Genomic DNA, 20,321 nt, shown 5'->3' on the forward strand with positions numbered 1-20,321 from the left:
TTAATTACTTAACTTCTACAGCAGCGCCAACTTCTTCAAGTTTAGCTTTCATTTCTTCAGCTTCCTCTTTAGTAACGCCTTCTTTGATTGCTTTTGGAGTGTTGTCAACTAATTCTTTAGCTTCTTTTAAGCCAAGACCAGTGATTTCACGTACAGCTTTGATAACTTTGATTTTTTGAGCGCCAGCACTTGCAAGTACTACGTCAAATTCAGTTTGCTCAGCAGCAGCTTCACCAGCGCCACCAGCTACAGCTACAGGAGCAGCAGCAGTTACGCCGAATTCTTCCTCGATAGCTTTTACTAAGTCGTTAAGTTCTAATACAGTCATAGATTTAACTGCTTCAATGATTTGTTCTTTAGTCATTGTAAATATCCTCCCTTAAATAGGTTTGTATTGTTTTATAGATAACAAGTAATTATCTTTTAAAAAATTAAGCGCCTTGCTCTTCCTTTTGATCTGCAACTGCTTTAGTAGCAAGTGCAAGGTTACGGATTGGAGCTTGAAGAACGCTAAGAAGCATAGAAAGTAAGCCTTCACGTGATGGAAGAGTAGCGATAGCTTTAACCTCATCAAGTGTTACAAGTTTACCTTCGATTACGCCCGCTTTAATTTCTAAAGCTTCATGATTTTTAGCGAAGTCGTTTAATACTTTCGCAGGAGCAACTACATCCTCGTTACTGAACGCGATTGCGTTTGGTCCTGTTAAGAATTCGTTTAACTCAGCCATTTCAGCAGACTCTGCAGCACGACGAGTTAAAGAGTTTTTGTAAACCTTGAACTCAACGCCAGCTTCACGTAAGTTTTTACGTAATTCTGTTGCTTCAGAAACTGTTAAACCACGGTAGTCAACAACAATTGTAGATTTACTCGCGCGAAGTTTTTCAGCGATTTCAGTTACAACTTGTTGTTTAGTTTCGATTACTTTGCTCATGTTATTACACCTCCTGTAGATTATATAGAAGATGTACCGAAAGTGCACTAAAAACCTCCATGCCCAACTTGTAGACATGGAGGCATATAGTCACAGAAAAAAGATTCCGCTTCGTATATTAACACCTAGGTAGGAAATTAAGTCGAATCGACTCCTACTGTCTACGGTACACTATTAAAATTCACAACATAAATGATTATATTAAAACTTCTTTATGAAGTCAACTTCCAATTTTTACGCAAGTGTAGAAACGTCTACGCGTACGCCAGGTCCCATTGTAGAAGCAACAGTTGCGTTCTTCATGTAAGTACCTTTTGCAGCAGCTGGCTTAGCTTTTTGTAGCGTGTCAGCAATTGTTTTGAAGTTTTCTACTAATTTAGCATCTTCGAAAGATACTTTACCGATTGGAACGTGGATGTTACCAGCTTTATCAACGCGGTATTCAACTTTACCAGCTTTGATTTCGTTAACAGCTTTAGTTACATCGAAAGTAACTGTTCCAGTTTTAGGGTTTGGCATTAAACCTTTAGGTCCTAATACACGACCAAGTTTACCAACTTCACCCATCATGTCAGGAGTTGCTACTACTACATCGAAATCAAACCAACCTTTTTGGATTTTACCGATGTAATCAGCATCGCCTACGAATTCAGCGCCAGCAGCTTCAGCTTCTTTTGCTTTTTCGCCTTTAGCGAATACTAATACACGTTGTACTTTACCAGTACCGTGTGGAAGAACAACTGCACCACGAATTTGTTGGTCAGCTTTCTTAGGGTCAACACCTAAACGGAATGCAGCTTCTACAGTTGCATCAAATTTAGCTGTGTTTGTTTTCTTTACTAATTCTACTGCTTCTGTTGCAGAGTAAGCAGATGCACGATCAACAAGCTTCGCAGCTTCAACGTACTTTTTACCTCTTTTAGCCATGTTTGTTTCCTCCTTGAATGTGGTTTTAGCGGAATAACCTCCCACGTTTACGCCTTCATTCCGGGAACCCCCGAGGATGTGCGCCCATCCATTTATTTAAAAATGATGATCATTTACGATAATAAAGGTTGCGAATTGGAATTCCAGACCCGCAACCTTTTTTACAAAAAACAAATCGAATTAGTCTTCGATAACGATGCCCATACTGCGCGCAGTACCTTCAACCATACGCATTGCAGCTTCTACGCTAGCAGCGTTTAGGTCAGGCATTTTAGTTTCAGCGATTTCGCGTACTTTATCACGCTTAACAGTTGCCACTTTATTACGGTTTGGTTCACCAGAACCAGACTCAATACCAGCTACTTTCTTAAGAAGAACAGCAGCAGGAGGAGTTTTAGTAATGAAAGTGAATGAACGGTCCTCAAATACCGTAATTTCAACAGGGATGATAAGACCAGCTTGATCAGCTGTACGAGCGTTAAACTCTTTACAGAAGCCCATGATGTTAACACCTGCTTGTCCTAATGCTGGACCAACCGGCGGAGCTGGATTAGCTTTACCTGCAGGAATCTGAAGTTTTACCATTTTAATTACCTTTTTAGCCACGAGACACACCTCCTTAAGTCCGTGATGTGGTCAATTGGGCAGTGATTTGCCCTCCCACTTCATATTTTATCATAATGATAAAATCTTTTTCAAAAAACGTCTCCGTTACCGAAGACGTACTGACTTAAAAGATATTATCACTTTTTACAATTCATTTCAAGTTTCATTTTATAATTTTTCAATTTGATGGAAATCAAGTTCAACCGGAGTCTCGCGACCGAACATGTCTACAAGCACGCTAACTTTTTTCTTTTCCACATCAATTTCTTCAATCGCACCTGTATAATCCGCGAATGGCCCCTCATTTACACGCACTGTTTCATGAAGTTCAAATTCGAAATCAACCACTTCATTGTCCATTCCCATATGCTTCATGATGGTAACAACTTCCTCTTCTAATAGAGGCGATGGTTTAGATCCTGAACCAGAAGAACCGACAAAGCCTGTTACACCTGGCGTATTACGAACAACATACCAAGAATCATCAGTCATGATTAGTTCTACTAATACGTAACCTGGGAACACTTTTCTTTTCGTTATTTTTTCTTTACCATTTTTCATTTCTACTTCTACTTCTTCCGGGACAACAACACGGAAAATTTTATCTTGCATACCCATTGATTCTACACGTTTCTCTAGGTTTGCTTTTACTTTATTTTCATATCCAGAATAAGTATGGACAACATACCAACTTTTTTCCATTCATTTAGGACGAGCGTCCTTCCCTCCCTGACGTACATTTTTTTGCGCAAATGAAAAAACCCGTTCACCGGGCTTTTACACAGTTCTTATAAATAACATTATATCATGGATAAGTGCTTCTTATTCAAGAATTAACCAAGAATTAACCGAATTAAAGAAGAAATGCCCATATCAACCACTGCGAAGAAAATCGCAAAGAACACAACTGTCGCGATAACAGTCGTTGTTGATCGGAGTAATTCATCTTTTTTAGGCCAACTTACTTTTTTCATTTCGCGACCTACATCGCCGAAAAAGTTCGTTAAACGCATCTACGGGACCTCCAGTTTATTATTTCAATTATTTATTTTGTTTCTTTGTGAACTGTATGCTTATTGCATGTTTTACAAAACTTCTTTATCTCAAGTCGCTCTACTGAGCTCGTATCTTTCATCGTAGAGTAGTTTCGATTTTTACACTCTTCACATGAGAGTACAACTTTTTTCCTCATTAGTTACACCAACCTTGTAACATTGTCCCTAAAAATGTATCATACAACAAAAGACAATGTCAATGTCATGACTTTCACTCTCTTAACAAAAAGAAAACAGGTGAATTATTTTACACCTGCGGCACTTGCTATGAATTTAAAGTTGTGCTCTCTCTCATCTCCATATATCTTTCTAATTTCCTTTTTACACGCTGCAATGCGTTATCAATAGATTTCACGTGCCTGTTTAACTGTTCTGAAATTTCTTGATAGGAACGACCATCTAAGTATAAAGAGAGCACTTTTCTTTCTAAATCGCTTAATAATTCAGATATTTTAGATTCTATGTCTGTATATTCTTCCTGACTTATAATCATCTCTTCTGGATCAGTTACTTTCGATTCCGAAATAACATCTAATAATGTTCGATCAGATTCCTCATCGTAAATTGGCTTATCTAAAGACACATACGAATTTAACGGAATATGTTTTTGCCTTGTTGCTGTTTTAATAGCGGTAATAATTTGTCGAGTGATACACAGTTCAGCAAATGCTTTGAACGAAGACAGCTTGTCCCCTTTATAATCACGAATAGCTTTAAACAATCCAATCATGCCTTCTTGAACAATATCTTCTCGATCGGCACCCACCAAGAAATAAGATCTTGATTTCGCGCGAACAAAGTTCTTATATTTGTGAATTAAATATTCTAGAGCGTCAGTATTACCTTTTCGAACTAACTCAACGATTGCCTCATCCTCTAAATCACGAAATGTAACGTCGCCTACACTTACGAAGCCTGCTTCCACCCTGATCCCTCCGACCGCTATATATTTAGCAATATTATACAGTAAAAAGATAAAGAGCGTCAATGCTTCAACGCTCTCCTCTTCTTAATTTTTCTAATTTTTCTGTAATATCTTCACTAAATATCTTTCGCATGGCGGGTTGCTTTTCTTTCGTGTCTTTTGTACACCTTCTTACTTGTTGTTCCATCGCTTGCACTTCTAACTCTAATTCACGCGCAGATTTTCGAAGTGCACCTTGCGCAAATATAATCCATTGCTCCGTATAATCCGAAGTTGCAACGTATATTTGTGTATTTATATTTCTAAGCTCAATCGCAAGTTGTTCTATCTTTTCATCTGCAGTTTGATTTTTTCTCGTGAATATTACTTCCACCCGTGATTGTTTCATCTTTTTTTCAATACCATAGACTGTATAGGCATCAAAGACAATCATTACCTTTGTGCCTGTATAGCCTTGATAATCCGCCATCTTATCAATAAGTGCGTCTCTTGATGACTGTAAATCTACATCCCGCAGTTTCTTCAAGTCTCCCCAAGCACCGATAATGTTGTAACCGTCAACGATTAAAATATCGTTCATTTTTTATTTACCAATTTCGTGACGTTTACGATATACCTCATACATTAACAAACTTGCGGCTACTGAAGCATTTAAGGATGTAACTTTACCGACCATCGGTAAAGTAATTAGGAAATCACACTTTTCACCAATAATACGACTCATACCTTTTCCTTCACTACCAATTACTAGTCCGATTGGCATATTACCATCTAAATTACGGTAATCTGTTTTCCCTTTGGCATCTGTACCAGCAATCCAAAGTCCACGTTCTTTTAATTCATCAATTGTACGCGATAAATTTGTTACACGTGCAACAGGAATATATTCAATTGCCCCAGTCGACGCTTTCGCAACTGACGCTGTAAGCCCCACCGCTCTTCTTTTTGGAATAATAACCCCATGAGCCCCTGTTGCATCCGCAGTACGCATAATAGAGCCTAAGTTATGCGGGTCTTCAATTTCATCTAAAATTAAGAAGAACGGATCTTCATTGCGTTTTTCTGCTAATTTAAACAAATCCTCTAACTCAGCATATTGATATGCAGCTACTTGAGCAATTACACCTTGATGATTACCCTCAACCAATTGATCTAATTTCTTCTTTGGTGCGTGTTGCAAAATAACCTTATTCTCTTTTGCTAATGCTAGTACAATTTGCACTTGTCCTTTGGCAGCACCTTCCGCTACCAAAATTTTATTAATATCTCTCCCCGCTCTTAAAGCTTCAATTACAGGGTTACGTCCGATAATATATTCACTACTCATGATGATGTGCTCCCTTCCTTTTCTTCCAAAACGTCAATCGCCTTATATACAATCTCGTCCAATCTTTCACGATTATTCAACAAGTGATGATAACCGATTAGCGCTTCAAAGGCTGTACTGTGTCGATATGTTTGTACATCTGTATTTTTTGGAACAGTACCCGAATTCGCATTACGCCCTCTTCTTAATACCGCCTCTTCCTCTTCTGTCAAAAATGCCGTTTCTAATAAATGATAAACAACTTTCGCCTGTGCTTTTGCCGAAACAAAGCCCGTCCCTAAGCGATGTAATTGATTAGGGCGAACTGTCCCCTTTTGAAGGAGGTGATAGCGGATATATTGCTCATATACCGCATCACCCATATATGCTAAAGCTAAGCTGTTCAATTGCTTTGCATCAATCATTCTTATCCTCTTTTCCATCTTGTACCTTGAGCGGTATCTTCTAAAATAATATTACGTCCTTTTAAATCATCGCGAATTTGATCAGATAGTGCGAAGTCACGATTTTGACGAGCTTCAATACGCTTTTGGATTAGTGCTTCAATTTCTTCATCAAGCAACTCTTCTTGTGCTAATTCTAATCCTAAAATACTAAATAATGTTTCAAGTTGTTTTACATACGCTTCAATTACAACTTTAGAAGTATGTTCTTCTAACAAATATTGATTTGCGTGATTTGCTACGTTATATAATTCAGTAATCGCATTAGCCGTATTGAAATCATCATCCATCGCTTCTTCGAATGCAACCTGGAACTTTTCCATTTCAGCTAACCATTTTTCATTATGGTCCGTTAAATCCGTACTACTTTCCATACGATGCTTTAAGTTACCGTAAGCTGTTTTAATTCTTTCTAGTCCATTATTAGTACTTTGCAATAAATCCTCGCTAAAGTTAATTGGGTGACGGTAATGTACCGATAGCATAAAGAACCTGATTAACTGTGGATCATATTGTTTAATGATATCGTGAACTAAAATGAAGTTTCCAAGCGACTTAGACATCTTCTCGTTATTAATATTAATATATCCGTTATGCATCCAATAACGTGCAAATGTTTTTCCTGTCAACGCCTCAGACTGCGCAATTTCATTTTCATGATGAGGAAATGCTAAATCTTGACCACCAGCATGAATATCAATTGTATCCCCTAAATATTTACGCGCCATTGCTGAGCATTCAATATGCCACCCTGGGCGTCCTTTCCCCCAAGGGCTTTCCCAGAAGATTTCTCCTTCTTTCGCAGCTTTCCATAAAGCAAAATCAAGAGGGTCTTGTTTCTTTTCTCCTACTTCAATACGTGCACCGTGACGTAAGTCTGCAATCGGTTGATGTGATAATTTACCGTAACCTTCGAATTCTTTCGTTTTAAAGTACACATCACCTTCTGATTCATATGCATACCCTTTATTCACAAGTTCTTGAATAAATTCAATAATGATATCCATATTTTCCGTTACACGTGGATGAACCGTTGCATGTTTGCAACCTAGTGCCGTTACATCTTCAAAGTAAGCTTCAACAAAACGATCTGCAATTGTTGGCACATCTTCACCTAATTCGTTTGCCGCCTTAATTAATTTATCATCCACGTCAGTAAAGTTAGATACATACTGCACATCATATCCTTTATATTCTAAGTAACGGCGTACTGTATCAAACACCATAGGTGGTCTTGCATTCCCAATGTGAATGTAGTTATACACTGTAGGTCCGCACACATACATCTTCACCTTATTTTCTTCTAATGGCATAAACTCTTCTTTTTGACGCGTTAACGTATTATAAATGTGAATAGTCATTTTTATCCTTCCTTCCTACCTTTACTTCGAGTTGCTTTCTCAATTTATCAAGTTCTACTTCCATAACCTTTAATTTATCAAAAATCGGATCCGGAAGATCAGAATGATTTAATTCTTGACCAATTTTTACTCCATTTTGAATAACGACTCGGCCAGGTATACCTACAACTGTAGAATGCGCAGGAACTTCCTTTAACACGACAGATCCTGCTCCAATTTTAGAATTCTCTCCAATAGTAATAGAACCTAGTACTTTAGCACCTGTTGCAATTAATACATTATCCTGAATTGTAGGGTGCCTCTTTCCTTTTTCTTTACCTGTACCACCTAATGTGACACCTTGATAAATTGTTACGTTTTCGCCAATTTCACACGTTTCTCCAATCACAACCCCCATTCCATGATCAATGAAAAAACGACGACCAATAGTTGCTCCTGGATGAATCTCAATGCCAGTAAAAAAACGACTAACTTGCGAAATCCAACGTGCCATAAAGAAAAAATTCCTTTTATAAAAAGCATGTGCAATTCGATGGGCCCAAACTGCATGTAATCCAGAGTAAGTTAAAATGACTTCGAAATAACTTCTTGCCGCTGGATCCTGTTCAAAAACGACTTCAATATCTTCCCGAAGCCTCTTAAACATCGATGTTCCCTCCCCTTTATGGGCTGCTTTTTTCGAGTGAACTAACTCCCCACTTCCCCCTAAATCTTTATACAAGGGGATAAAACTTATACTCACACCATTTAGTATAAAAAAAAGACGCCTCTGTCATATAGACAGAGACGCCTTTTAAGCGCGGTTCCACTCTGTTTAGGCTAAAGAAGCCTCAAACTCATCCATGATAACGGTTTACACCGCTTCTGTTTACTTTGCGCCCTAAGACGTTCCACGAAATACTTCGCTGTTCAACAGAAGACTCGAAGGGGCATTTCAAAAATCCGCTTATAAACCACTTCCAGCCTAAGGGTGGTTCTCTCTGTAAAAAGCCTGATTTTCTACTTCTCCTTCTCGTCGCTTTTCCTTATTAGATTTTAGATATACTTATTATATTGCTAAACCTAGAAAATGTTAACCAATTACTTTTTGAATACGATTTAAAACTTTTTCTTTTCCAAGAAGAGCAATAGCGTTAGGAAGCTCTGGACCATGTGTTTGTCCAGTAGTAGCAACACGGATTGGCATAAATAGGTTTTTACCTTTATGCCCTGTTTCTTTTTGAACTGCTTTAATAGCCGCCTTAACTGCCGCTGGCTCCATTACTTCTAAAGCTTCTAATTGATCGGCAAATGCACGAAGTACTTCAGGTACTTGTTCACCTTTCAATACTTCTTGTCCCTCTTCTTCATGATCAACATGATCTTTAAAGAACATTTCAGAAAGCTCTACAATTTCAGCTCCAAAGCTCATTTGGTCATGATATAAAGCAATTACATCACGAACCCACGCTTGTTCTTGTTCGCTTAAGTTTTCACCTACGCGACCCGCTTTCACTAAATGCGGTAAGCTTAGTTCAACAACCGTATCTAAATCTTGTTTTTTCATATATTGGTTGTTCATCCATTTTAGTTTTTGGGAATCAAATAATGCAGGTGATTTTGATAAACGAGCTGCATCAAACATTTTGATAAACTCATCTTGAGAGAAGACTTCTTCTTCACCTACTGGTGACCAACCTAGTAATGCAATAAAGTTAAAGATTGCTTCTGGAAGATATCCAAGCTCTTTATATTGCTCAATAAATTGAATAATAGATTCGTCACGCTTACTTAGCTTTTTACGGCTTTCGTTTACAATTAAAGTCATATGACCGAACTTCGGGATATCCCAACCGAAAGCTTCATAAATCATCATTTGTTTTGGCGTGTTTGAAATATGATCATCACCACGAAGTACGTGTGTAATCTCCATTAAGTGATCATCTACCGCTACCGCAAAGTTATAAGTTGGAATTCCATCTTTTTTCACGATAACGAAATCACCAAAATCATTTGAATGGAATGCAACTTCATCTTTTACGAGATCTTTAAACGTGTAGTCGCTATCAGCTGGCACACGGAAGCGAATACTTGGAATACGGCCTTCAGCCTCAAATCCTTTAATTTGCTCCTCAGTTAAATCACGGTGGTTTCCTGCATAACGCGGTGTTTCACCACGAGCGATTTGACCTTCACGCTCTGCTTCTAGCTCTTCTTCTGTCATATAACATTTGTAAGCTAAATCACGCTCTAATAAATCTTTATATAATTTTTTATAAATATCTAAACGCTCTGTTTGACGATATGGTCCAAATTCACCACCAACATCAACACCTTCATCCCAGTCCATACCGAGCCATTTCAAGTATTTTAATTGGCTTTCTTCTCCACCAGCAACATTACGTTTCACATCAGTATCTTCAATACGAATAATAAACTTACCATCTTGATGACGAGCAAATAAATAATTAAATAATGCCGTACGCGCATTTCCGATATGTAAGTGTCCTGTTGGACTTGGCGCATAGCGCACTCTCACTTGCTTTTCCATAGTTGGTACACCTTCCAATCTTAATGTCAACACATTCTATAATTGTACACCAAAAAAACGTGATTATCCATCTTACGAATTAAAAACCACTATTTTTTCTGTAATAAAACAACCGCTTGAGAAGCAATCCCCTCTTCTCTACCTGTAAATCCTAATTTTTCTGTTGTTGTTGCCTTTACATTAATATTATCAATAGACGTTTCTAATAGTTCACTAATGCGTTTACGCATGCTTTCAATATACGGTGCCATTTTTGGCTTTTGGGCAATAATTGTACAATCTAGGTTCCCTAGCTCATAACCTTGTTCACGCACAAATTCCCAAACCTTTTGTAACAATACAGCTGAATCAGCATCTTTAAAGGCAGGATCTGTATCGGGAAAATGTTTTCCAATATCTCCTGCTGCAATTGCTCCTAGACATGCGTCAGCAATCGTATGTAGCAATACATCTGCATCCGAGTGACCGATTAATCCTTTTTCATGAGGAATTGTAATTCCACCGATAATTAACGGTCTACCTTCCGCAAATTCATGTACATCAAAACCTTGTCCAATTCGAAACATTCTTTACATCCTCCTCAATCTAAACTACTTTATGAATTCTATATTATATTGCTATCTCTATAAAGAAAAGCCCGGCAACTGCCGAGCTTTTCTTTACTATAATACCATCACTTCTATTTCTTCTGAACATGAAGGAAACTTTCAGCAATTAGTAAATCCTCTGGAGTCGTCACTTTAATATTATAGTAACTCCCCTCTACTACGCCTACTTTCTTCCCTACACGTTCTACGAGACTTGCGTCATCTGTACCAAGAAAACAACTTTGCTTTGCACTTCTATGAGCTTCTAATAAAAGAGGAACAGAAAATCCTTGCGGTGTTTGAACCGCTTTAAGCTGAGAACGTTCTACCGTTTCAACAACAACACCCTGTTCTACTTTCTTAATGGTATCCTTCACTGGCACCGCACAAATGGAAGCACCATATTTCTCTGCTGCAGTTAATACATCTTGCATCATCTTATTCGTTACGAACGGGCGCGCACCATCGTGTACGAGAACATATTCAACACCACTCACATATTGAAGCGCATTATACACACTATCTTGTCTTTCGGCCCCGCCTTGAATAAATTGCACCTGCTTTTCAACCGGGTACTTCTGCATTAACTCCTCAAAATAAGGGCGTTCCTCTTCGTTAATTGCCATGATAATACGTTTACATGCTTTATCTTTTTCAAAAGCACGTAATGTATGCACAATGATAGGTACTCCATTTATAAGTAAGAACAACTTGTTTTTGCCAGCACCCATCCGTTTCCCTTGACCCGCTGCTGGAATAATTAACGTATACATATTAATAATCCTCTACTTATAATGCTTTTTCTAATAATTTACGTTTTGCGAAAATCATACGACCAGCCGATGTTTGCAACACACTTGTAACTAGTACATTAAGTTGCGAACCGACATATTCTCTACCGTCTTCTACTACAATCATCGTGCCATCATCTAAATATGCCACACCTTGATTTTGTTCTTTACCATCTTTCACAACATAAACACTTAATTCTTCGCCAGGGAGTACGACTGGTTTAATTGCATTTGCTAAATCGTTAATGTTTAATACTGTTACTCCTTGTAATTCAGAAACTTTGTTTAAGTTGAAATCATTTGTTACAACAGTTCCACCAGTGATTTTAGCTAACTTTACAAGCTTGCTATCCACCTCTTGGATATCCTCAAAATCGCCTTCATAAATTTCCACCGGAATTGGTAGCTCTTTTTGAATACGATTTAAAATGTCTAATCCTCTGCGACCACGATTACGCTTTAAAGCATCAGAAGAATCGGCAATATGCTGAAGCTCTTCTAATACGAATTGTGGAATCACAATTGTTCCTTCTAAAAACTTCGTTTGGCAAATATCCGCAATACGTCCATCAATAATTACGCTTGTATCGAGAATTTTCCAATGAGTTGTAGATTTTTCTACCTCTACCTCTTCGTTCTCGCTATTGTTTTTCTTCTTACCTCCACGCTGGGGTAATGTAAATAATCCTAGCAATTCATTTCTCTTTTTAAATCCTACTTGGAATCCTAAATAACCAAGTAAAAGAGTAAAGAACACTTGTAATACTGTACTAATGACTGGAATCGTGAATTCACGAATTGGTATCAAAATTAAATATGCAACAATAAGACCAGAGATCAACCCTAATGTACCAAATAAAACATCCGCTACCGGTGCCTTTACAAGGGCTTCTTCGATATGTTTAATAAGTTGAACAATATAATCCACAAGCCAAAATGTTGTTAAAAATAAAATAATTGCACCAATAATTGCACGAACGTACGATCCCTCAAGCAAAGGAACAGCACCAACGTCCAATACATTAATAACTTTTGGGATTAGAAAAATCCCTAACGCTCCCCCGATCACTAAAAAGAAGAGCTGTACGATCCTTTTTAACATCCAACCACCTCCTACTCATTATTAACCATTGTTTTGCTAATCAAAACGCCGAATGCAAAAGCGGACGTGTTTTTTTGTAAATAGTTTTATTTACCAATATACCATATCATATAACAAAAATGTTCTAGTGTCGTTATATTATGGAATCAATGTAATATTCTTAATTGTGTCTACTCATATAGAGATGCTCTTGAATTCTTTTTAGGCCCTCTCGTATTTTCTTCGCCCTAACTTCCCCAATTCCTTCCACATCATCCAATTCATTAATAGTTGCACGACAAACACCTTGCAATGTTTTAAATCGATTAATTAAATTTTCAATGATAAGTGGTGGAACACGAGAAATTTTGCTTGCGATTCGGTATCCCCTCGGTGTCACGCTTTCTTCTAAGCTCATTTGCCCTGGATAGCCGAGCAATTTAACTAAATCGCTATCCTCTAAAAGCTGTGTATTTGCAAGATCTTGTAACTTTTTCAAAATTTGATGGTGATCCTGCGTTTTTTCTTGATAATAATCCTTAATTAATAACGCTGCCTCTGCTTCTAAGTCAGCTAGTAATTCTGTAAGTTGTAAACGAATTAACCTTCCTTCCGTTCCTAACTCATGAATGTAGCTCACTATTTCATTTTTAATACGCAGTACCATTTCAACACTATGTAAAACGTGAACTACCTCGGACATTGTAACGACCTCTTCAAATTCTAGAATGCCCAAATTCGTAATCCCATCATTCCATACAGCTTTATATTTTTCTAACGTTTGAATAGCTTGGTTTGCCTTTGTTAAAATTACACCTATATCTTTTAGTGTATAACGTAAGTTCCCTTGATATAGTGTAATTACGTTACGTCTTTGTGAAATAGCCACAACAAGGCTAGCCGTCTGCTTTGCTACACGCTCTGCCGTTCGGTGACGCATACCTGTTTCAATAGAATCAATGGATGGATCTGGAACTAATTGTGCATTTGCAATTAAAATTTTGCTCCCAGTTTCATTTAAAATAAGTGCCCCATCCATTTTTGCTAATTCATATAAACTAGCCGGTGAGAATGCACAATTAATGTGAAATCCTCCATCAACAATACTTTTAATCTGCTCATTATACCCAAGAACAATTAGCCCTCCAGTTTGCGCACGAAGTACGTTATCTATCCCTTCGCGTAGTGGTGTTCCTGGGGCAACAAGCTGTAGAATATTAATCATACTTTTGACACGTTGCTTGTTTTCCTCCATAGCCTAGCCTCCTAATGTCAAACGAAGCGCTTCTCCTAAATTAGAAACACCTACTACCTCAATCCCATCTGGAATTGTCCATCCTCCCAAATTTTTTCTAGGAATAATAGCACGTTGAAATCCTAATTTCGCTGCTTCTTGTACACGTTGTTCAATTCTTGATACTCTTCTTATTTCTCCAGTTAGGCCTACTTCTCCTATTACCGCATCGGCTGGTGCAGTAGCTTTATCTCTGAAACTTGAAGCAATACTTAAAGCGACAGCTAAATCGATTGCTGGTTCATCTAATTTCAAGCCACCCGCAACTTTTAAATATGCGTCTTGATTTTGCAACAATAAACCTGTTCTTTTTTCTAGCACTGCCATAATAAGTGAAACGCGGTTATGATCAATTCCCGTCGCCATTCTTCGAGGATTTCCAAAACTAGTAGGGGAGATTAATGCTTGTATTTCTACTAAAACCGGTCTTGTTCCTTCCATTGAAGCAACCACTGTGGATCCTGCAACTCCAACTGGACGTTCCTCAAGGAAAATTTCAGAAGGATTTAGTACTTCTGCAAGACCTAGTTCCTTCATTTCAAAGATACCCATTTCATTTGTGGAACCAAAACGGTTCTTCACAGCTCGCAAAATACGATATGTATGGTGACGATCTCCTTCAAAGTAAAGAACTGCATCAACCATATGTTCTAGCATACGTGGTCCTGCAATTGCCCCTTCTTTTGTCACATGTCCGACGATAAAAATAGGAATCCCTTTCGTCTTTGCAAGTTTCATTAATTCCGCTGTACATTCACGTACTTGCGTTACACTCCCTGGGGCTGACGTCACTTCAGGTAAATGTATCGTCTGAATGGAGTCAATAACAACAAAAGCTGGATTCATCTCTTCAATGTGCGCTGCAATTCTCTGTAAATCAGTCTCTGCTACAACAAATAGATTACTACCCTTTACATGCAAACGATCTGCACGAAGTTTGATCTGCTTTGCTGACTCCTCACCTGATATGTATAGTACATCATATGAAGAATCTGCTAATTGCGATGAAATTTGTAATAACAATGTTGATTTCCCAATCCCAGGGTCTCCACCAATAAGTACTAAAGATCCATCTACAATCCCGCCACCAAGTACACGGTTAAACTCTTGAAATTTCGTTTCAATACGCGCCTCAGACTTTGTTTCTACCTCTGTTAAGCGTCTTGGTTTTGTTACTTCTGATTGAATTGCATTGGCATAATTAAGGCGTCTTGATGATACAACTGGTTCCATCTCTTCAACAAGCGTATTCCATTGACCACATCCAGGACATTTCCCCATATATTTTGGCGACTGATAACCACATTCTTGACATGTAAATTTTGTTTTCTTTTTAGCCATATCTTTTATAGTTCACTTCACTTTCATCTACAAACGTTTATCCTTCTCGTACAAGAAAGAGGGCTATCGCGTAGCCCTCTTTGTTTGTCTATACTTATTTTACCTTTTCCGCACTATGAATGACAAATGATTCTCCTTCTATATCAAAGATAACTTTTTGTCCTTTCTCAATAGCACCTTTTAACAGTTCTTCTGATAGTCTATCTTCTACATGTTTTTGAATTGCTCTACGAAGCGGACGAGCACCGTACTCTCGATCAAATCCTTTATCAGCAATTGCTGAAATTGCTCCTTCTGTTAAGTGCAATTCAATCTCTTGTTCTTTTAAGCGTTTCACTAACTGATTCACCATAAGAGTTACAATTTCTTGAATATGTTTTTTCTCAAGCATATGGAACACGATAATTTCATCAATACGGTTTAAGAATTCTGGACGAAATGCTTTTTTCAATTCATCCATTACTTTACCTTTCATATCTGAATAATCGCGGCTCTCATCTTGTACGTTAAATCCAAGATGTTTATTACGTTTTAATGCGTCTGCACCAACATTAGACGTCATAATAACAATTGTATTACGGAAATCAACTGTACGTCCTTTAGAATCTGTTAAACGGCCATCTTCTAATACTTGTAGTAAAATATTAAACACATCAGGATGAGCTTTCTCTACTTCATCTAATAAGACAACTGAATATGGCTTACGACGAACTTTCTCTGTTAATTGTCCACCTTCTTCATATCCAACATATCCTGGAGGAGATCCAACTAAACGAGAAGTAGAATGCTTTTCCATGTACTCAGACATATCGATGCGGATCATTGCATCCTCATCACCGAACATAGATTCTGCTAATGCCCTTGCTAGTTCTGTTTTACCTACACCAGTAGGTCCTAGGAAAATAAATGAGCCAATTGGACGTTTCGGATCTTTTAATCCCGCTCTCGCACGACGAACAGCTTTTGCCACAGCTACAACTGCTTCATCCTGCCCAATTAAACGATCATGTAAAATTGATTCCAAGTTTAATAATTTATCTGTCTCTGTTTGTGCAAGTTTAGAAACTGGAATACGTGTCCATGTGGAAACGACATTTGCAATATCTTCTACTGTTACTTCTGAGTTTTCTTGTCCTTGTTTCTCTTTCCACTGACGCTTTGTATCTTCTAACTTTTCACGTAAACGTTGTTCCATATCACGTAAGGAAGCAGCTTTTTCAAATTCTTGGCTTTGTACAGCTGCATCTTTTTCTTTTCTAATTTCCTCAAGCTTCACTTCAAGCTCTTTTAAGTTTGGCGGTGTTGTATAAGAACGTAAGCGCACTTTTGATGCAGCCTCATCAATTAAATCGATTGCTTTATCAGGTAAAAAACGGTCTGTAATGTAACGATCTGAAAGTTTTACAGCCGCATCGATTGCATCATCTGTAATAGATACGCGGTGATGCGCCTCATAACGGTCACGTAAACCTTTTAAAATTTGAACTGATTCTTCTAAGTTTGGTTCATCAACATGAATTGGTTGGAAACGTCTTTCTAATGCCGCATCCTTTTCAATATATTTACGATATTCGTCTAAAGTTGTTGCACCAATACATTGTAATTCACCACGTGCTAAAGATGGTTTTAAAATATTCGATGCATCAATTGCACCTTCCGCCCCGCCTGCACCAATTAACGTATGAAGCTCATCAATAAATAGAATGATGTTACCAGCTTGGCGAATCTCATCCATCACTTTCTTTAAGCGATCCTCAAATTCACCACGATATTTTGTTCCAGCAACAACTGTACCCATATCTAATGTCATAACACGCTTATCTCTTAAAGTTTCAGGAACTTCATTATTTACAATTTGCTGTGCTAATCCTTCCGCAATTGCTGTCTTACCTACACCAGGTTCTCCAATTAATACTGGATTGTTTTTTGTTCTACGGCTTAACACTTCAATTACACGTTGAATTTCTTTACTACGTCCAATAACAGGATCTAAACGATTTTCACGTGCAACAACTGTTAAATCACGTGCTAGACTGTCAAGTGTAGGTGTATTCGCATTTGTTGATGAACCACCCTGGTGACCTGAACTAGCTTCATTACTTCCAAGGAGTTGTAACACTTGTTGTCTTGCTTTATTTAGGCTTACACCTAAATTATTTAAAACGCGTGCTGCTACACCTTCACCTTCACGGATTAAACCAAGTAAAATATGTTCTGTTCCAACGTAGGAATGGCCTAGCTTACGAGCTTCGTCCATAGACAACTCAATAACTTTTTTAGCACGAGGTGTGTAATGTACTGTTTGAGAAGCTTCTGTTCCACGTCCAATTAATGCTTCTACCTCTTTTTGAACTTTCTCTGGACTTAATCCAAGAGCAATTAACGCTTTTGCTGCAATTCCTTCACCTTCGCGTACAAGCCCAAGTAAAATATGTTCTGTTCCAATATTATTATGCCCAATGCGAATTGCTTCCTCTTGAGATAAAGCTAATACTTTCTGTGCTCGTTCTGTAAATCTTCCAAACATCATAGAAATCGCCTCCTACTTGCGCTTAATTTTGTTCAATTCGTAATCGCTCACGGATTAAGGTTGCTCTTCGATAATCTCTTTCTTCTGGTCCTAAAGGTCCTCCTGCATATTGTTGCAAAATGCCTGGCTGAGTAAGAACCATTAACTCAGTTAAAATATTTCTCGATATACCTTGTATATATCCTAAGTCAATACCAAGCCGTACATCTGATAAGCAATTGGCTGCTTCTGCAGATTGAATTAAACGACTGTTAGCTAGTATTCCGTAAGAACGATATACTTTATCTTCAAGCTCAATGCTTGAATTTTGTACAATTAATTCTCTAGCCGTTTTTTCTTGATGGATGATTTGTTGAATGACACTCTTTAAATCTGCAATAATATCTTCTTCTGATTTCCCTAGTGTCATTTGATTTGACACTTGAAATATATTACCTAACGCTTCGCTACCTTCACCGTATATTCCTCTTACAACTAACCCTAATTTTTGAATTACTTGTATAATACGGTTAATTCTTTTCGTTAAAACCAGTCCCGGCAAATGAATCATTACCGAAGCCCTTAATCCTGTACCGACGTTAGTGGGGCAACTCGTAATATATCCAAGCGATTCATCAAAAGCATATTCAACCTGCTCCTCGATCCAATTATCTATTTGATTGGCACTTTGAAGCGCCTCTGATAACTGTAAACCTGAAAATAGGCACTGAATCCTAACATGATCCTCTTCATTAAGCATGATACTTATATGTTCACTTTCTGATAGTAGGCATGCTCCGTATTCTGTTCCTGCAAGATTTGGACTAATTAAATGTTTCTCAACTAAAACTCTCCTTTGAAGAGGATTTAATTCATTCATTTTTAATAGTTCAAACTCCCCAAAAGGTTCTACAGTTTTTTTTATAAACTTCTTCTTAAATAACTCATGAATCTGCTTAGCTTCTTCCTCGTTTTGCATAGTAGAGAATTGATATTTTTTAAAATTACGAGCCAAACGAATTCGACTACTTAAAACAATATCAGAATCAGGGCCATCTCCCTTCATCCATGGACTAATCGCTTCATTCATGATTCTGTCCAGTGACATAGAACTATTCCCCCTCTCTATGCTCACTAAGCTGATTTACAAGACCTCGAATTTTATCTCGTACTTCAGCCGCTTTCTCAAATTCCTCTTTCTGTACATATTGTTTCAGATTGAGTTTTAGTTCATCTAATTCTTTCTTTAAGTAGATATTTCCTTCTATAAGTTCAGGAATTTTCCCACAATGATCCGTATGCCCACCGTGAAGACGTTTTAACAACGGTTTTAAATGCTCCTTAAATGTATCGTAACAAGAAGCACATCCAAAGCGTCCCACTTTTGTAAATTGTTCATATGTCATCTTACAATTCGGACATCTTGATATATTTGTATTTGAAAATGCATCTTGCCCTTCTTCAAACATTGCCGGTTCACTATGCAATAATCCGGCTAATAGGTCATGGAATGAAAAATTAGACTGCGGTGATTGAAAGAAAGACGTATAGCCACTTTGTTCTGCACATTGCTCGCAAAGATGAACTTCCGCCTTTTTTCCGTTGATTACTTTTGTATAATGTAAAGTTGCTGGTCTTATATTACAGTTTTGACAAGTCATCGCTATCCCCCACCTTTACAACAGGAACGATCTATCTCATTATACTTTTCATACATTACTAGATTGTTCTCTTTCCTTAATCCATTTAGTAAAAGCACATGTCATCTTTCAAAATCCCTACAATATTAAACTGCATTATCTTAGCTATCATTCTTAACAAAAGTTATATTTATTTATATTTCAGTGTTCTTAACATTGCGCATAATATTCGAGCCCTAAGTTCATCTCGAGAAGGAACATCCATTAATAATACAGAACGATCTAGTACGCTTAACATAAGTTTAGCTTCACGATTTGTTATAATACCCTCTTCTATTAAACGTATAATCATGCTTTCTGCATTTCCTTGTGCAACGCTATGATCAATCATATGAAGCATTTGATCAATAATGTCTATATCATCATGCAGTTTGACTTTTATAATGCGAATGTAACCTCCTCCACCTCGTTTACTTTCTACTACGAATCCTCTTTCTAACGTAAAACGGGTATTGATTACATAGTTGATTTGAGACGGCACACAATCGAATCGATCAGCGACCTCATTCCTCTTGATTTCAATCGCATTATTATTGCTTAAGTCAATAACTTGCTTTAGATATTTCTCAATGATATCAGATATATTTCTCATTTATCCGCCACCTTTATTGACTTTGACTATCTTTGACTTTAATTATATACGTATTAAAAAAATTTGCAACTCTTTTGCTTATTCACTATCCTAGCCACATTTCCCTGTCTTTAATCAAAAGGACGATTCTTTAAGTAAAGATTTTTTAAATTACTATGAATTGTAAAAAGAAACACGAAAAAACACAAGTCAAAAGACTTGTGTTTTTATTTTGCTTGGCGACGTCCTACTCTCACAGGGACAAGGTCCCAACTACCATCGGCGCTAGAGAGCTTAACTTCCGTGTTCGGTATGGGAACGGGTGTGACCTCTCTGCCATC

23 protein-coding genes, 1 rRNA gene and 2 other annotated features are annotated in these 20,321 nt (G+C 37.6%); all 24 genes read right to left on the reverse strand.

Annotated features, from left to right (window positions below; all coding sequences use genetic code 11):
* Positions 1-4 precede the first annotated feature (4 nt).
* Entirely contained in the window at positions 5-364 is a 360-nt protein-coding gene (rplL, locus tag MR066_RS25125) for a 50S ribosomal protein L7/L12 (RefSeq protein WP_002009788.1), read from the reverse strand.
* A gap of 67 nt (positions 365-431) precedes the next feature.
* Entirely contained in the window at positions 432-932 is a 501-nt protein-coding gene (gene rplJ / locus MR066_RS25130; protein ID WP_002009790.1) for a 50S ribosomal protein L10, read from the reverse strand.
* Between the two features lie 39 nt (positions 933-971).
* Positions 972-1,117: a sequence feature (ribosomal protein L10 leader region), on the reverse strand.
* A 49-nt stretch (positions 1,118-1,166) separates the two neighbouring features.
* Entirely contained in the window at positions 1,167-1,859 is a 693-nt protein-coding gene (rplA, locus tag MR066_RS25135; RefSeq protein ID WP_002009792.1) for a 50S ribosomal protein L1, read from the reverse strand.
* A 180-nt stretch (positions 1,860-2,039) separates the two neighbouring features.
* Positions 2,040-2,465 (reverse strand): 50S ribosomal protein L11, encoded by a 426-nt coding sequence (gene rplK, locus MR066_RS25140; protein WP_001085872.1) that lies wholly within the window; start codon positions 2,463-2,465, stop codon positions 2,040-2,042.
* A gap of 168 nt (positions 2,466-2,633) precedes the next feature.
* Positions 2,634-3,167 (reverse strand): transcription termination/antitermination protein NusG, encoded by a 534-nt coding sequence (nusG, locus tag MR066_RS25145; RefSeq protein WP_002009795.1) that lies wholly within the window; start codon positions 3,165-3,167, stop codon positions 2,634-2,636.
* Positions 3,168-3,298: 131 nt separating this feature from the next.
* Complete coding sequence (gene secE, locus MR066_RS25150; RefSeq protein WP_002009797.1) at positions 3,299-3,478, reverse strand: preprotein translocase subunit SecE; 180 nt, start codon at positions 3,476-3,478, stop codon at positions 3,299-3,301.
* A gap of 32 nt (positions 3,479-3,510) precedes the next feature.
* Positions 3,511-3,657 carry a 50S ribosomal protein L33 gene (rpmG, locus tag MR066_RS25155; RefSeq protein ID WP_012260172.1) on the reverse strand — a complete coding sequence of 49 codons (147 nt, stop codon included), beginning with the start codon at positions 3,655-3,657 and terminating at the stop codon, positions 3,511-3,513.
* Between the two features lie 128 nt (positions 3,658-3,785).
* Positions 3,786-4,445, reverse strand: a complete 660-nt coding sequence (locus tag MR066_RS25160) for an RNA polymerase factor sigma-70 (protein ID WP_002009799.1) — start codon at positions 4,443-4,445, stop codon at positions 3,786-3,788.
* A 67-nt stretch (positions 4,446-4,512) separates the two neighbouring features.
* Complete coding sequence (locus tag MR066_RS25165; protein WP_002009801.1) at positions 4,513-5,025, reverse strand: NYN domain-containing protein; 513 nt, start codon at positions 5,023-5,025, stop codon at positions 4,513-4,515.
* A 3-nt stretch (positions 5,026-5,028) separates the two neighbouring features.
* Positions 5,029-5,772, reverse strand: coding sequence for a 23S rRNA (guanosine(2251)-2'-O)-methyltransferase RlmB (gene rlmB, locus MR066_RS25170; RefSeq protein ID WP_002091503.1), 744 nt, complete (start codon positions 5,770-5,772; stop codon positions 5,029-5,031).
* Positions 5,769-6,176 carry a Mini-ribonuclease 3 gene (locus MR066_RS25175; protein ID WP_002009804.1) on the reverse strand — a complete coding sequence of 136 codons (408 nt, stop codon included), beginning with the start codon at positions 6,174-6,176 and terminating at the stop codon, positions 5,769-5,771. Before MR066_RS25175 ends, rlmB begins: the two co-directional genes overlap by 4 nt.
* Positions 6,177-6,178: 2 nt before the next feature.
* Complete coding sequence (cysS, locus tag MR066_RS25180) at positions 6,179-7,576, reverse strand: cysteine--tRNA ligase (RefSeq protein ID WP_002091500.1); 1,398 nt, start codon at positions 7,574-7,576, stop codon at positions 6,179-6,181.
* A complete protein-coding gene (cysE, locus tag MR066_RS25185) occupies positions 7,557-8,222 on the reverse strand; it encodes a serine O-acetyltransferase (protein ID WP_002091498.1) in 666 nt (221 codons plus the stop codon). The genes cysS and cysE overlap by 20 nt, the downstream gene beginning before the upstream one ends.
* Before the next feature lie 133 nt (positions 8,223-8,355).
* Positions 8,356-8,601, reverse strand: a binding site (T-box leader).
* A 47-nt stretch (positions 8,602-8,648) separates the two neighbouring features.
* The gene (gene gltX, locus MR066_RS25190) at positions 8,649-10,106 is read right to left on the reverse strand and encodes a glutamate--tRNA ligase (protein WP_002191704.1); all 1,458 of its coding nucleotides are present in this window, start codon (positions 10,104-10,106) and stop codon (positions 8,649-8,651) included.
* 89 nt (positions 10,107-10,195) lie between these two features.
* On the reverse strand, positions 10,196-10,672 hold the full coding sequence (ispF, locus tag MR066_RS25195) for a 2-C-methyl-D-erythritol 2,4-cyclodiphosphate synthase (protein ID WP_078203996.1): 477 nt from the start codon (positions 10,670-10,672) through the stop codon (positions 10,196-10,198).
* A gap of 113 nt (positions 10,673-10,785) precedes the next feature.
* Entirely contained in the window at positions 10,786-11,466 is a 681-nt protein-coding gene (gene ispD / locus MR066_RS25200) for a 2-C-methyl-D-erythritol 4-phosphate cytidylyltransferase (protein WP_002009811.1), read from the reverse strand.
* Between the two features lie 16 nt (positions 11,467-11,482).
* Positions 11,483-12,586, reverse strand: a complete 1,104-nt coding sequence (locus MR066_RS25205) for a PIN/TRAM domain-containing protein (protein ID WP_002063406.1) — start codon at positions 12,584-12,586, stop codon at positions 11,483-11,485.
* Between the two features lie 160 nt (positions 12,587-12,746).
* Positions 12,747-13,820 carry a DNA integrity scanning diadenylate cyclase DisA gene (gene disA, locus MR066_RS25210; protein WP_000392162.1) on the reverse strand — a complete coding sequence of 358 codons (1,074 nt, stop codon included), beginning with the start codon at positions 13,818-13,820 and terminating at the stop codon, positions 12,747-12,749.
* Positions 13,821-13,823: 3 nt separating this feature from the next.
* On the reverse strand, positions 13,824-15,200 hold the full coding sequence (gene radA / locus MR066_RS25215) for a DNA repair protein RadA (RefSeq protein ID WP_002009817.1): 1,377 nt from the start codon (positions 15,198-15,200) through the stop codon (positions 13,824-13,826).
* Positions 15,201-15,294: 94 nt separating this feature from the next.
* Positions 15,295-17,730 (reverse strand): ATP-dependent protease ATP-binding subunit ClpC, encoded by a 2,436-nt coding sequence (gene clpC / locus MR066_RS25220; RefSeq protein ID WP_002009819.1) that lies wholly within the window; start codon positions 17,728-17,730, stop codon positions 15,295-15,297.
* Between the two features lie 22 nt (positions 17,731-17,752).
* On the reverse strand, positions 17,753-18,817 hold the full coding sequence (locus MR066_RS25225; protein WP_002139949.1) for a protein-arginine kinase McsB: 1,065 nt from the start codon (positions 18,815-18,817) through the stop codon (positions 17,753-17,755).
* A gap of 4 nt (positions 18,818-18,821) precedes the next feature.
* Positions 18,822-19,370, reverse strand: a complete 549-nt coding sequence (locus tag MR066_RS25230) for a protein-arginine kinase activator protein McsA (protein WP_242248876.1) — start codon at positions 19,368-19,370, stop codon at positions 18,822-18,824.
* A 169-nt stretch (positions 19,371-19,539) separates the two neighbouring features.
* Positions 19,540-20,001 (reverse strand): transcriptional regulator CtsR, encoded by a 462-nt coding sequence (gene ctsR / locus MR066_RS25235; protein ID WP_002029353.1) that lies wholly within the window; start codon positions 19,999-20,001, stop codon positions 19,540-19,542.
* 213 nt (positions 20,002-20,214) lie between these two features.
* A 5S ribosomal RNA gene (rrf, locus tag MR066_RS25240) occupies positions 20,215-20,321 on the reverse strand; the annotation flags it as partial.

This window comes from Bacillus cereus group sp. BfR-BA-01523 (assembly GCF_022662615.1).
In the GTDB taxonomy this organism is placed as follows: Bacteria; Bacillota; Bacilli; order Bacillales; family Bacillaceae_G; genus Bacillus_A; species Bacillus_A mycoides.